Genomic DNA, 14475 nt, shown 5'->3' on the forward strand with positions numbered 1-14475 from the left:
GGGGTGTAGTGAGGGGAAGAAGCGGATTTCCAGTCTACGCTTCGGCCTACGCCCTGTCGGAGGCGGGGGCTGTCCGCTACGGAATGAATGTCGGGAGCGCCTCAAAAGTAGAGGTTCGAGGATGAATTTTCAGAGGTTGAGGCTGAAAACCCCCGACATACATTCCTTCGCTGAGTAGGGCTCCAGAGGCGCTTGGACTGAAAATCCGCTTCTTCCTACGCGGCTACAGAAAAAACGGAAAAGACTTCTTGGCAAACCAAGCAAAAAGATCTAAAAACAGGACGACGACCTTAGCTGTGGAAGCACGGTGATATGTTTGGAAGGAGACCGCCCGAACGTAGAGAGGATACAGGCGACTGGAAAACATGTCACCGGGCTTCGGCCCCGGCACAACTGCTGGAGGGCCAAGCAGATTTTTGCGAAGCGAAAAGAGGACATAAGCGTGTACTAGCGAAGATTTGTCTAAAATGCTTCCTGGTTCCTACTGAACAAATCACGCAGGGAGGAAAACGTGAGATGTGGAAAAAATGGATGCTTTGTGTGCTTACCTTGATCCTGAGTATACCGGTTGTGGCCTGCGAGGCGAATCCTGCAACAGAATCGCAGCCAGCTCAACAGTCTCTTCCCTATCGGATGGAGGTATTGGCTGATCAATTAGATGTGCCGTGGGCGATGGATATAGCCTCGGACGGTCGCTTCTTTTTCACAGAACGGCCTGGCAGAATACGTGTGATCCAGTCAGGCAAGCTGCTGCCGGAGCCGCTCATCTCATTCCCTGCCCCGTTTATAAGCGAGGGAGAAGGCGGGCTGTTGGGCCTTGTGCTCGATCCTGATTTTGCGAATAACCACTACTTGTACATTTACCATACTTACAAAGAGGGACTGGCTACTTTCAATCGTGTCCTGCGACTACGAGAAGCAAACAACTCAGCACAGATTGACAAGGTACTCCTCGACAAAATCCCGGGAAGCTCGATCCACAACGGAGGGCGAATCAAAATCGGTCCGGATCAGCGTCTCTATATTACGACAGGCGATGCGCACGAGCCGAAGCTTGCACAAGATCGGGCAAGTCTCGCCGGAAAAATTTTGCGCATCAATCTGGATGGAACCATTCCTGCCGACAATCCTTTTTCCGGCTCACCTGTATACAGCTATGGACATCGCAATTCGCAAGGCATCGCATGGTATCCGGATACAGGGAGACTCTATAGCTCGGAGCACGGCCAGACTGCACATGATGAGATCAATCGGATCGAGCCGGGGGCCAATTACGGCTGGCCGGTCATTTCTGGTGAACAGCAAAAAGAGGGGATGAAAACCCCCCTCCTGCAAAGCGGTGATACGACATGGGCTCCTTCTGGCATGACGTTTGTATCCAAAGGGCCGTGGAAAGGACAACTGCTCGTAGCGAACCTCAGGGGCAAGCAGCTTCAGAAAATTAGCTTAGACGCTACTCAACCGGATACAGTATTGGAGGCTGCAACTTTGTTCCAAGACGAGTTCGGACGATTGCGCGATGTGATCGAAGGAAAAGACGGTTCACTCTATTTGTTAACCAACAACCGCGATGGTCGTGGAAATCCGAGAGAAGGGGACGATAAAATTATCCGACTCGTTCCGATCCAGTCGTAGCGGAAGCAATAGCCACGTCTTGTGTTGGTTTCCCCCAAATCCATCGTTGTAAGAGGACAGCACCTGCGCCAATCGAAGCGATTAACATTCCGACCCATAAAAAAGCAGTGTTTGGACCCCAGATGGTCATAATGACGCCACCGAGCAACGGAGCAATAATGAAAGTGGCGCTCGTCAATGAATCGATAATTCCCCTCACGCGGCCCAGTGCTTGCGGGGGGCTTTCTTTTTGTACCAGATAATTGGCACCGACCGAAGTCAGACCTGTTCCGCCTCCAGCCAATAGAGCGGGAATTAGCAGCCAATACATGCCATCACCCGGCTGGAATAATCCAATCCACGAAAAACTAATTCCAATGAGCAAAACGCCACCGCCCAGCACCCAACCGTAGGAACGAATCTCTTTTAAGCGATGTAGCCAGGTGACGGTGGCTAGTGCGCCTAGTCCAATGACACTAACTGTAAACCCGAGCATTTCCGGATTGTCGGGGAGTTTCTCACGGAAGATCACGGGAAACTGTGTATCCGCCAACTGAATCGCCAACGAGGTAACGGTTGCGAAGATCGTGGTGAGCAGCAGGACACGGTTTTGTAAAAAGATGCGCCAGCCCTCTTGCCATGCTTGACGGTAAGGAAGAGGCTGCTCTTCTACGGATGTACGGGACAACGTATGCTCCACTTTACGAATCATGAACAGAAATCCAGTAGAGAGAAGGAATGTCGAAGCATTAATCATCAGACAAATGGCAGGGGCAAAAACGGCCGCTACCAATCCTCCGGCAAGTGGGCCGATCAATTTCCCCATCTGGTATACGGCTCCATTCAAGGCAGAGGCTTGTAACAATTGATTCTCAGGTACGATTTGGCGCGTCAAGGTCTGTTGCGCTGGATCATTGAAGACAGAGGCACCTGAACGCAGGGCAATGACCACCAGGAACCAGAACGGAGTAGGCATGGCAAGCAGGAGTAAAGTGAGAGCAGCCTGAATGATATTCATCGTCATGATCATACGTACCTTATTCACGCGGTCTGCCAGCACCCCGGCAAACTGCCCGAGCAAGATGCTTGGAGCCGCATAGGCAACGGGCAGGAGAGCCATCGTCATCGGATCAACCTTCCACACAAACCCCAACAGGATGGATACCGCAATAAAATCAAACCAATCGCCGAGCGTAGACAGTCCGTAAGAGATGAACAGCGTGCGAAACGTTCTATTTTCTTTTAACAAAAAAATCCCTCCATCGATCTGTTACCTCGATGATAAAAGGGATTTGTCAGAGGAATATCAGATAGTTGATGAGATGAGGGCAAGAATCTTTTTCTGCAAGTAGTCGAACTGGTACTCTTCGGATAATTTCGCCCACATTTTCTGGTATTTGCGCTCCCATTCTGGATCGTAGCCGAAGTCTTTCAAGAACAACAAGATCATTTGTGTGCCATAAATGAGATGGGGGACGAACTTGGTGCTTCGTAAGACCTCCAGACCTTCATCGACCAAACGGCGCGCCTTGGCAAGCTCCTGTCGATGGTACAGACAAAGACCGCGTGTAATGGTAAAGCTGCCGAGCTCACGCTGCATAGGGAGTTCTTGCAAGATCACCTCAGAGTGTTGAATGACTTTCTCAGCCTCGTCAACCTCACCCATGAGCAGATACAAGAGGGCTTCTTCCGCTTGAAAAAAGAGTTGAAAGCCGGGTGAATTGACTCGCTCAACAATCTCTCTGGCAGGAAGCATTTGTTTTTTTGCTTGCTCCCATTCTTTGGCTTGGGCGTAGACACTGATTGCGGTGATTTGCATCTCATCCTGATAATTTTTAGGCATACTTTTCGCGTTTTTCAGAGCCCATTGTAAAATGTCTAATGTTTTTTGCGAGTCAATTTCTGTCATATGGTATAAATGGAACAAATAAAACAGCTTGTCGGAAATGGGGGGAGTTTTATCCTCGACAAACCAGCCGAAGTCACCGGCAACAAACCGCAAATAGGTAGCATAAAAAGAGTCCATCTGGAAGCCAAGAACTTGCTGATTCGCATAGAGTGTCTGCAATGCTGCCCCCATCCCCATGCCGTGGTAGGTGGTTAGCATCTTCTGGATGTTCTCGGAGAAATCACTGTTTAATGCCGATGGACTAGGCGATTGCTGCTCTTTTAGCGTAAGCCGATAGCCGACTCCTCGGACCGTATCAATCGTGAGCAGATGTGACCACTTTTGCAGTTTTTTCCGCAAACGGTAAATGTGATCGTCGACAGTACGGTCAGTAGGCTCTTCCAGCGGCCAGACGCGATCCAGCAGGTCACTTCTTGAAAAGGCCCGGTTTTTCCACGTGTACAGAAATTGAAACAAGGCGAATTCCTTTGGCAAAAGGACAATCGTTTCGCCAGCATAATGGATTTGATACGTATCATCGGACCATGTTATCAATCCCATTTGAAAGACTCCTCGTTTATATTGAACTTCTTCATTTTATTGTAAAGGGTGCCACGAGATACGCCGAGCAGCTCGGCTGCTGCTTTTTTGTTGCCGTAGGTGCGCTCCAACGCTGCCAGAATGCGCTCTTTTTCGTTTGCAGGTGGAGTAGGGGACGCAATCGAAGGACGTATAATTGTCGGCGGTGTCGGAGTCGGCGGCGCATACGTTCCCCCAGTCGGTGTCAGTACAGAGACGTATGTGGGTTCGGTGTGACTGCGTATGACAGACGGCAGATGCTCAGGCAAAATAACGCCGTTTTCTTGCAGGATCGACAGACGTTCGATAACGTTGCGAAGCTGTCGGATGTTCCCCGGCCAAGTGTACTCGAACAACGCTTGCATGACCTCGGGAGAGATGCGTGGTACGGAGTGGTCATGGGCGACCGAATACTCATGAATGAAAATTTGCACGAGCTCTGGCAAATCTTCTCGTCGTTCGCGCAGCGGCGGTATTTCCAGAGAAAAGACGTTCAGCCGATAATACAAGTCCTCGCGAAAACGCCCGTCTGCAACCATTTGCTCTAGCTGTCTGTTGGTCGCCGCTACAATCCGTGTGTTGACGGTGATCGGCTCTGTTCCGCCTACGCGGTAAAACTGTCGTTCCTGTAAGGCGCGAAGCAGCTTGACCTGCAACTCTAGCGGCAGCTCCCCAATTTCATCGAGGAAAAGTGTCCCGCCATGCGCTAGCTCCAGCTTGCCAGGCTTGCCTTTTTTCTCAGCTCCGGTAAAAGCACCGCCTTGATAGCCAAACAGCTCACTTTCGAACAGAGCAGCAGGAATGGCACCGCAGTTGATCGCAATAAAGGGTTTTTCATGTCGGCGACTTGCCTGATGAATCGCTTTGGCAAACAGCTCTTTCCCAACGCCGCTTTCTCCGTAAATCAGCACAGTCGCATCCGTCTGCGCCACTTTTTTTGCGGAACCAATAGCGGATTGAATCGAGGCGGAATGCCCTTTGATCGCATAAAAAGGATCGTCTGCTGCCTGAAACCGACTCATCTCTTGCTGCAAATTGTGGAGATGAGCCGTCGTATGTGCTAATTCTTCATTGAGACGAACCAATTCGGTAATATCCTGTTCAATAGAAATCGCGCCGATAATCTCACCTTCGCGGCGAATCGGTGCCGCATTAATGAGTACATGACTATCAGGACGAGGAATATGATAGACACGTTGTACAGATGTCCCTTGACGTAGCGCATCGAGCAGGCGGATTGATTCACTCGCGAAGTGCTCATCGAGAGAAGTGCCGACGACTTGCTCGCGATCGATTTCATAAATCGTTTCTGCTGCCCGATTCCAGTGTTGGACAACGTTGCGGGAGTCCACAATCGTGACAGCCTCACTCATCGTATCCATCAAGGTACTGAGCAGGGCAGACTGATTTTGGGTCAACACGACAAAGGCAGTCATGAGCTGGTAGGGCTCAACCATTCCCGTCGGAGTCCCTTGTTCATCCACGATGATGAATGCCGGCAGATCAGAAATGCCTGTACCAGCGAGAATGTGGCTGATAGATTGTTCGAGCGTGGTTGTAGGCGAGACGATGACTACTTTGCCCTTTCGTTCTTTATCAACCCATTCACCTACAGTTTCACCTGTGCGTATTTTGACAATATCGGGTGGAAGCGGAATCGCAAAGGAAGAGAGCGTACTGTCCAACGAAAATAACGGTTTCAAATCGTCACCTCTTATCCAAACTAACAGGCAAAGGGATCGTTCCTGTTGTACATCTAATCAAAAGTGTACAAGAATAGACACGCAATGTACATATGTGTTGAATGCGTCGTATAGACATCACGGTAGCGCTTACGAGAATAAGTTGGCACGATTCATGCTAGTAGAAGTGGACAGAGTACGTTGAGGAGGAGACAGTCAACGATGGAACAAGCTATGAAGGATTTCTTTCTATTTTTATCCAAAAACAAAACCTTAAATTCTGCCGCGAAAAAGTGGGGTCTGCGCTTTGGAGCGAGTCGCTTTGTATCCGGTCAAACCATTGCGGAGGCAATTAACGCCGTACGCAAGCTGAACCAGCAAGGTCTTGTGTGCACGTTGGATCATCTGGGCGAATTCGTATTCAGCGTAGAGGAAGCAAACGAGTCTGCTGACTATTGCATCAAAACGCTGGAAGCGATCCACCAATCCGGTGTCGATTGCAATCTTTCGTTGAAAATGACTTCGCTTGGTCTGGATATCAGCCGTGAGCTCTGCATGGACAACATGAGACGCATTTTGGATTCGGCTAAGAAAAACGGAAACATTTTCGTTCGTATCGACATGGAGGACTACGCACACAATCACGTGACCATGGAGATTTTGAACGAATTACTACAAGAGTACGACAACGTAGGAACCGTAATTCAGGCGTATCTCTACAAAGCATCGGACGATATCGACAGCCTGAAGGACAAAAAAGTGAACTTCCGTCTCGTAAAAGGAGCTTACAAGGAATCTCCTGAAGTCGCTTACCCGAACAAGCCAGATGTAGATGAGAACTACAAAAAAATCATCAAGCAGCATCTGTTGAACGGTGGGTACGCTGCTGTGGCAACTCATGATGACAACATTATTGATTTTGTGAAAAAGCTGGAAAAGGAACACAACATCCCGCGCACACAGTTTGAATTCCAAATGTTGTATGGTATTCGCACACAGTCCCAAATTGACTTGGCTCGCGAAGGCTATAAAATGCGTGTTTATGTACCGTACGGAAACGACTGGTATGGATATTTCATGCGCCGTTTGGCAGAAAGTCCGGCAAACGTAAAATTTGTTCTCAAAGGGATGTTTACGAAATAAGTTTTGCGAAGTATACTTGACACCTTCGGAGGATTCTCCGGAGGTTTTTATTTTATCTGGAAAGGTGAGAGTCTTGTGAATTGTTGGAGTATTTCGCTTACTCCCCCGTATTCTTTTGACCGGTTGCTTCGGCGTCTTGAGACACATCCAGATACGCAGATACGTGTGAATAAAGAAAAAAATAGTCTACAGCGCGTCTTTCGTATCGGCTTACGGCCAGTTCTGGTCCATATGCAATTTGAGGGCAGCTTGGAAGAACCCGCATTGCGCTACGAGACAGAGGCGATTTTGTCCACGACAGACCAGCAGTTGCTAGAAAAAATGATCCGCCGTACTTTTAGTGTTGATTTGGATCTACCCGTTATTTACGAGCAGATGAGGGAGGAAAAGGAACTTGCCATCCTGACTGAGCGGTTTCGCGGTCTTCGTCTTATGCTGGATGCCGATTTGTTTCAATGCATGGTCAAGACCATTATCGGGCAGCAGATCAATTTGACCTTTGCAGCCAATTTGACCGAGAGGCTGGTTACACTGGCTGGCGACCCAGTAGAAAACGCAAACGGCAAGGGCATCATCGCTTTTCCGACTCCTGATGCGGTAGCGAGATTGACTGTGGAGGATTTGCGTACGCTGCAATTTAGTCAGCGAAAAGCAGAGTATATTATCGATTTTGCCCGTGCCATTGTGAATGAAACGGTAGATTTGGAAAGACTATGGACAATGAAGGACGAGGAAATCATTACTTACCTCACTTCACTACGAGGAATTGGACGGTGGACGGTAGAGTGCCTGCTCATGTTTGGGATGGGGCGTCCAGACTTGTTGCCCGCTGCTGATATCGGTTTGCGAAATGGAATTGTTCACCTCTATGGAATGAACTCGAAGCCAAATGAAAACGACATTCGCAAGCTAGGGGAAAAGTGGGCTCCATGGCGCAGTATCTATTGTCTGTACGTATGGGAAGCAGTGGGGGCGATCAAGAGAAAAGAGGTATTTGACCTGTAAAAACTTTCATTTTTAACAAAAGTTCAATAATTTTAAAAAATTAAAGGTTGAATAGTGAGTAAATTTTAAGTTATACTAATGAAAATTTTATTTTATTAAATAATATTGAGAGGATTCATATGAAAGAACTTTCTACGAAAGAAACAATTACAATTGGTTTGATGCTGTTTGCCCTATTCTTTGGAGCAGGGAATATGATTTTCCCGCCTGCACTGGGACAAGCTGCAGGAGATAATGTTTGGGTCGCAATGGTCGGCTTTTTGATTACCGGTGTAGGTCTGCCTTTACTGGGCATCATCGCGGTTGGCTTGGCTGGCGGTAACTTGCAAACGTTGGCAACAAGAGTGCATCCGCTGTTTGCAGTCGTATTCACCTTTATTGTTTATCTGTCGATTGGGCCATTCATGGCGATTCCGCGGACAGGTACAGTAACCTTTGAAATGGGCGTGCTGCCATATTTGTCTGAATCCATGAAAGACAGTTGGGTTCCGCTTTTTGTGACTACCGTCATCTATTTTGCCATCACGTTTTGGTTGAGTCTGAACCCGAGCAAGCTGGTGGATCGAATTGGTAAAATTTTGACACCTGCTCTCTTGATCATCATTGGTCTGATGTTTGTCAAATCACTAATTTCTCCTTTGGGTGAAGTGGGACAACCGACAGGTGCGTATCAGGATACTGCGTTCTTCAAGGGTTTTGTCGAAGGCTATCTGACGCTGGATGCATTAGCTGCAATGGTATTTGGTCTGGTAGTAACAACGGCTGTTCAGGCTAGAGGCATCATTGACCGCAAAAAAGTGATGTGGTCCACGATCAAAGCAGCCATTCTCGCCGCTACCGGTCTTGGACTTGTCTATCTTGCTCTCAGCTATTTGGGCGCGACGAGTGTTTCGTTTGCGAAATCGGAAAATGGTGGACAAATTTTAACCGGGGTCGTGCACCAACTGTTCGGTCCATTAGGTTCGCTCTTGCTGGGAGCAGCTGTTACGCTTGCTTGCCTCACTACTTCAGTTGGGCTCGTCACTGCGTGCAGTCAATTTTTCTCGAGTCGTATTCCTAGCATTTCCTACAAGAAAATGGCTGTGATCCTGTGCGTGTTCAGTGCTGCGGTAGCAAACGTAGGCTTGACGCAGCTGATTACGTTCTCTGTGCCTGTCTTAATGGCGATTTATCCGCTGGCGATCGTGCTGATGCTGCTGACGTTTTGTGATCGGATGTTTAATGGACATCGTGCCGTATACGTTGGCGCGATCACGGCAACGGCTGTCATCAGTCTGTTGGATGGTGCTTCCCAGCTTGGATTGTCTATCGACTCGCTGACGCCAATCTTGGAACAATTGCCACTGTACAAAGTAGGAATTGGTTGGCTGGTGCCAGCTTTTGTAGGCGCACTGTTAGGGTTGCTGTGGGCTAGCCTCACACGCAGTGTCCCGATTGTAAGAGAAACGAAGTGAAAAATATGAGCGGGTGGGCTATAGGTCCACTCGCTTTTTTATTGTCGCAAACAATTTTTGTCCTGCTTTTACCAGCTCGATAGGACTTCTATCCGTCCACAACACGGGTGATCTATGTTACCATGGAAAAACGTAAATTGTCTGAACGGCATGTTTCATTCTATGTCGTTTTGAAAGAAGGGAGGTTATTGGCTATGTCCACGATGAAAGTCTTGGTTGCCGATGACGATCCAAACGTACGCGAAATTATTCGCCTTTATTTTGAAAAACAACAAATCGAGCTCATCGCAGCAACAGATGGACGAGAAGCTCTTGAGATGATGGAAAAGGAACAGCCGGATGTGGTCATTCTCGATGTGATGATGCCGCAGTTGGACGGCTTTGAAGCATGCCGGGAAATCCGCAAGAAGTGGGATACGCCGATTATTATGCTGACGGCAAAGGATGAGGAGTTTGACCGTGTACTCGGATTGGAGCTCGGAGCGGATGATTACGTAACGAAGCCGTTTAGTCCACGTGAGATCGTTGCACGTATCCGTGCGATTATGCGCAGATTACAGCCAAAGCCAAAAGTAGAAGATGAGGCAGTGCTTCGGACTTTTGTTTTTGATCAATTAACGATCGATCTGGATAAACGGGAAGTGATCGTTGCCGGGGAAAAAGTGAGCTTTCGCCCGAAGGAGTTTGATCTGCTTGTTCAACTCGTCAAATCGCCGGGAAGTGTTTGGTCACGAGAGCAATTGCTGGAACAAGTGTGGGGCTTTGATTATTTTGGCGATGTTCGAACGATCGATGTTCATATTAAAAAGATCAGACAGCGTTTAGACAAGCTCCCTTATGAATGCATTCAAACGGTTTGGGGGATCGGCTACAAGTTTGGGGTGGATAACTGATGCTAGGCATGTCGAAAAGTATCTACCGCAGACTGCTGGTCAGCTTTTTGGCTACCGTTTTGGTAGGGTTGGGGATTACAGGGATCGTTCTCTCCTTTTTTACGAAAGAGTATATTTACAACGCGAAAGAAGAAGAGCTTTTGCGGATGGCCAAAAAAGTAAATGCCGCTATTCATAACAGCAATGAAGTAAACAAAAAGCTCTTGGACAAGCTGGCGATGCTGGACGAGTCATTTGATACTCGCATCTGGCTATTTGATACGGAAGGAAAAATTGTCGCGACTTCGATGAAGGATGAGATGCTTACGGGCAAGTCCGTGGCAGTTTCCATCGCGGGTAACGTGCTGAACGGAAAAAGCGCGGTAACCGAGCTGCAAATCGAAGGTCTGGATGACCCGATGTTGTCGGTCTCCGTCCCGTGGGGCGAGGGCGAAAACGTCTATGGCGGAATTATTTTGCATGCGCCGATTGAAGGAATTGAGAAAACCTTTGGTCAAATGCGCGAATCGATTCTGTGGGCGACATTATTTGGGGTGCTTCTTTCTACGATCATGGTTTCGTATTTGTCATGGTCAATCTCCCGCCCATTGCGAACAATTGAGAGAACAGCGGCTGAAATTGGTCGCGGGAATTATGCAGAGCGCGTCCAGGTCGATACGTCTGATGAGATTAGCGACTTGGCGCAAACGATCAATACGATGGCACAGAAGCTGGAGAAGGTAGAGCAGGAGCGTCATCATCTAGAGCAAGTGCGCAATGATTTTTTGGCGAATGTCTCCCATGAATTGCGTACACCTCTCACCGCGATCCAAGGTTTTCTCGAGGCGTTGCAAGACGGCTTGGTAGAGGAAGAAGAGGCGCGGCAGAAGTATTACGCTGTGATGTACACCGAAACGATGCAAGTGAACCGCTTGGTGGATGACCTGATGGACTTGATGAAGCTGGAGAACAATGAAGTAAATCTGGCCAAGTTCCCTGTCGATGTGGCAGATGTCATGAATCGGGTTGCTTTTTCCTTCCATCCAGAAGCAGAGGAAAAAGGGCTTCGCTTGGAGGTAGAGGTAGAGGACGAGCTGCCGCGAATTTATGCCGACAAGGACCGGATCGCGCAAATTCTGAAAAATCTGGTGAAGAATGCACTCAAGTTTACGGCTGCGGGTGAAATTCGCATGCGCGCTTCGCTGGAAGAGGAATACGTCCAGATTCAAGTGATCGATACAGGGATGGGAATTGCAGCAGATGATCTGGATCGCATCTGGGAACGTTTTTTCAAAGTGGATCGGGGACGTTCCAAGAACAATAAAGGGACAGGGCTTGGACTTGCCATTGTAAAAGAGCTGGTAGAGCTGCATGATGGCAAATGCAGAGTGGATAGCACGCCTGGGAAGGGCAGTACTTTTACGATATGGCTTCCAAGGATTAAGCCGGAGAACTAAATCATGATCCGATCAAAATGATCATGGTCATACTTTTTTCATATTTTGATCATCGTTTTTTCCTACTTTCCTTACAGAATGGTTATCTTTAACCGTTACGATATAGGTGTGACAGCGAGAAGGTCACGAAGCCAAGGAATGAAAGGGGAATGAACATGAACAAAAAATGGCTCTCCATTGCCACTGTCGCATTACTCCTGTCTGGCAGCTTGGTTGCCTGCTCTAACACAACAGGAACTCCTGAACCGGCGACACAACCAGAGGGCACGACAAGCGAAACCGCTCCGGGGTCCTCCACTTCTGATAGCGGACAATCGACCGATAGCTCGGTTTCGCAAGATCAGTCTACAACGGATGCTTCTACGGGCAGTTCTGATGCATCGAAGGACACAGGTTCGTCTACGGTAGCACCTGCGACAGATGCTAATTCTGATGCAGGTACCAGCACTGGATCACCTAGTGCTGCGGGAACCGAAAGCAGTGGTTCCACTGGACAGTCTACAACGACTGACGCCAGCAAGAAGTAATCATTCACGAACCGGAAACACGTTCGTTTGAACTCCTCTACTTCCCTCCCGTTTTATATACCTTGATGACGGCTATAGGCCGTCTTTTTTTTGTTCTATTTCATGGTATGATTATCCAAAAACATACATAGTGAGCGGGAGGGAGAAGCATGATCACGTATCCATCGTTAAAAAACGGCGCTACTATAGGGGTAACTGCGCCATCATCTGGTGTACCAGAGTATTTGCATGAATTGATCAGGCTGGCATGTAGTCGTATGGAGAGCAGGGGGTATTCCATTGTTTGCAAAGATACAGTCTGGACACAGGAAAAAGCCAAGTCAGCTCCTGCCACAAATCGCGCAGCCGAATTCAACGCCCTGATGCAAGATGAAGACGTCGATATCATCATCCCTCCCTGGGGTGGCGAGCTGCTGATTGAGATTTTAGACAAGCTTGATTTCCAGTCCATGCAACCAAAATGGGTGTTAGGCTATTCAGATGTGAGTGTGCTGTTGTTTGCGATTACATTAAAAACGGGGATGGCTACGGCCCATGGCACGAATCTGGTGGATTTGCGTGGAGCACATATGGATGAGACGACGGCCATGTGGGAAACGGTTCTGTCCACGCAAAAGGGCGAGTCGGTTTTGCAGTACTCTTCCCCGATGTATCAAAAGGAATGGCAGCATGCGAATCCTTCGCCGCATATCTTTCACCTGACGGAACCGACTGTATGGAAAACCACAGAGACTACTCCCCACGTAAACATGCAGGGACGGCTACTTGGTGGCTGTATCGATATCCTTCGGCATGTGATCGGCACACCGTATGGGGACGTGCAAACGTTTCAAAGAGAACAGATCGGGAATGAAGCGATCATCTGGTATTTGGAAAACTGTGAGCTATCTGCGACTGATCAGCGCAGATCTTTGGTACAAATGAAGCTGGCCGGATGGTTCGATCATTGTGCGGGGATCATGTTTGGGCGCAGTCCAGCGAATCAGGCGGTCGACGGCTACACCGTGGAAGATGTCTATCAGGAGCTGGCTTGTGAGCTGCAAGTCCCTGTTCTCTACGATGTAGATTGTGGGCATATGCCGCCACAAATCACGTTTATTAATGGCGCATTTGCTGAAGTGGAGCTATCTTTCGAAAAAGGAAGCGTCCGGCAATATTTTCGGCCATAAGCATAAAAAACGAGGGCTTCCCAACGAATGGGAAGTCCTCGTAGCATGTAAGCATACATGATTTTTAGCCTTGCTTCTCGTTGTAATGGGGGAGAGGATGTTCCTCCGTCGTTTCACGTTTATTTTTGGCCGATTCACGTGTACGCAGAGTGGACAAGGCGACACCGAGGAAAATAAATGCGCCACCAGCGAAAAAGCCAACACCCAAATGTTCATGTAGCAACAGCCAGCCTAAAAATGCACCGACAATGGGCTGAACAAAAAAGAATCCGGCCCCACTCCCTGCGGGCAGCAGCTCGAAGCCTTTGTTCCACAAATAAAAAGCACCTGCGGTAGAAATCATCCCAATATAGAGGACGCCTGCCCATATGTCCCAACCAAATTGCCAGGAGACAGGCGTGACAGACAACTCCCAAAACATGAGCGGACTCGTAAAGATGATGCCAAACAATGCTACGTAGGTAGTGACTAGCAGGGACGAATAGCGCTGCGTTGCCTTTTTGCTGAGAACGGTATACAATCCCCAGCTAATCGCTGCTACGAACAAAATCAGGTTGCCTGCCAGGGAAGACTGGGCGTCAGCTTGATCTGGAACACCGATGACGATGATGACACCAATCGTCGCTAACAAAATACCCGCTGCCTGCTTCAGATGGATGCGCTCCTTTAATAGCCAAACTGCGAAAATGGCAATAAAGGCAGGGGATGCAGAGGTAATCAATGCACCCATGTGGGCAGTAGACAGCTTGGTACCAAGAAATTGTGCGGCGATTGAGATCGTGACCCCAACGAAGGCGATGGCCATCAGCAGAGGATAATCTTTTCTCGCGACACGCTCCTTGCGACCAATGGTAAATGCCCCTAACACGACTAAAGCAATGCAAAAGCGCAAAATCAATAGCGTGAACGGTGGAATCACTTCCAACACGACCTTGCTGACGACATAAACACCGCCCCAGATCGCTGCGGCGAGTGTCAGGCAGACAGCCCCCAAAAACATTTGCTTCCATTGTGATTGTGACATAACAAGTCCCTCCCGGAATAATGAATCAATCATTCGAGCGTTATTCCGTAGCCGGGAGGCA

12 protein-coding genes are annotated in these 14475 nt (G+C 48.5%); 8 read left to right on the forward strand and 4 right to left on the reverse strand.

Annotated features, from left to right (window positions below):
- Window positions 1-516 precede the first annotated feature (516 nt).
- On the forward strand, window positions 517-1635 hold the full coding sequence (locus tag HP568_RS22235) for a PQQ-dependent sugar dehydrogenase (RefSeq protein WP_173630294.1): 1119 nt from the start codon (window positions 517-519) through the stop codon (window positions 1633-1635).
- Here the strand turns inward: HP568_RS22235 and HP568_RS22240 are convergent.
- From HP568_RS22240 to HP568_RS22250, 3 genes are read right to left on the reverse strand one after another with little or no spacing between them, the layout of a single operon-like run.
- On the reverse strand, window positions 1607-2863 hold the full coding sequence (locus HP568_RS22240; RefSeq protein ID WP_173630256.1) for an MFS transporter: 1257 nt from the start codon (window positions 2861-2863) through the stop codon (window positions 1607-1609). The two genes, HP568_RS22235 and HP568_RS22240, sit on opposite strands and share 29 nt — an antisense overlap.
- A gap of 57 nt (window positions 2864-2920) precedes the next feature.
- Complete coding sequence (locus tag HP568_RS22245) at window positions 2921-4063, reverse strand: winged helix-turn-helix domain-containing protein (protein WP_048031335.1); 1143 nt, start codon at window positions 4061-4063, stop codon at window positions 2921-2923.
- Entirely contained in the window at window positions 4054-5784 is a 1731-nt protein-coding gene (locus tag HP568_RS22250) for a sigma-54 interaction domain-containing protein (RefSeq protein ID WP_173630257.1), read from the reverse strand. Before HP568_RS22250 ends, HP568_RS22245 begins: the two co-directional genes overlap by 10 nt.
- A 201-nt stretch (window positions 5785-5985) precedes the next feature.
- Here HP568_RS22250 and HP568_RS22255 point away from each other — a divergent pair, with 201 nt between their 5' ends.
- From HP568_RS22255 to HP568_RS22285, 7 genes are all read left to right on the forward strand, one after another.
- On the forward strand, window positions 5986-6906 hold the full coding sequence (locus HP568_RS22255) for a proline dehydrogenase family protein (RefSeq protein WP_056490409.1): 921 nt from the start codon (window positions 5986-5988) through the stop codon (window positions 6904-6906).
- Between the two features lie 75 nt (window positions 6907-6981).
- Window positions 6982-7911: a DNA-3-methyladenine glycosylase family protein gene (locus tag HP568_RS22260; RefSeq protein WP_173630258.1), complete on the forward strand. Its 930-nt coding sequence runs from the start codon at window positions 6982-6984 to the stop codon at window positions 7909-7911.
- Between the two features lie 119 nt (window positions 7912-8030).
- Window positions 8031-9365: a branched-chain amino acid transport system II carrier protein gene (gene brnQ / locus HP568_RS22265; protein WP_048031339.1), complete on the forward strand. Its 1335-nt coding sequence runs from the start codon at window positions 8031-8033 to the stop codon at window positions 9363-9365.
- A 194-nt stretch (window positions 9366-9559) separates the two neighbouring features.
- The gene (locus HP568_RS22270) at window positions 9560-10258 is read left to right on the forward strand and encodes a response regulator transcription factor (RefSeq protein ID WP_048031340.1); all 699 of its coding nucleotides are present in this window, start codon (window positions 9560-9562) and stop codon (window positions 10256-10258) included.
- Entirely contained in the window at window positions 10258-11694 is a 1437-nt protein-coding gene (locus tag HP568_RS22275) for a sensor histidine kinase (RefSeq protein WP_048031341.1), read from the forward strand. Before HP568_RS22270 ends, HP568_RS22275 begins: the two co-directional genes overlap by 1 nt.
- A gap of 155 nt (window positions 11695-11849) precedes the next feature.
- Entirely contained in the window at window positions 11850-12221 is a 372-nt protein-coding gene (locus HP568_RS22280; protein WP_048031342.1) for a hypothetical protein, read from the forward strand.
- A gap of 149 nt (window positions 12222-12370) precedes the next feature.
- Entirely contained in the window at window positions 12371-13390 is a 1020-nt protein-coding gene (locus tag HP568_RS22285) for a S66 family peptidase (RefSeq protein WP_173630259.1), read from the forward strand.
- A gap of 64 nt (window positions 13391-13454) precedes the next feature.
- Here the strand turns inward: HP568_RS22285 and HP568_RS22290 are convergent, their stop codons facing one another.
- Entirely contained in the window at window positions 13455-14414 is a 960-nt protein-coding gene (locus tag HP568_RS22290; RefSeq protein WP_173630260.1) for a DMT family transporter, read from the reverse strand.
- Between the last annotated feature and the right edge of the window lie 61 nt (window positions 14415-14475).

Origin of the sequence: Brevibacillus sp. MS2.2 (assembly GCF_013284345.1) — a bacterium.
Classification (GTDB): Bacteria; Bacillota; Bacilli; order Brevibacillales; family Brevibacillaceae; genus Brevibacillus; species Brevibacillus brevis_C.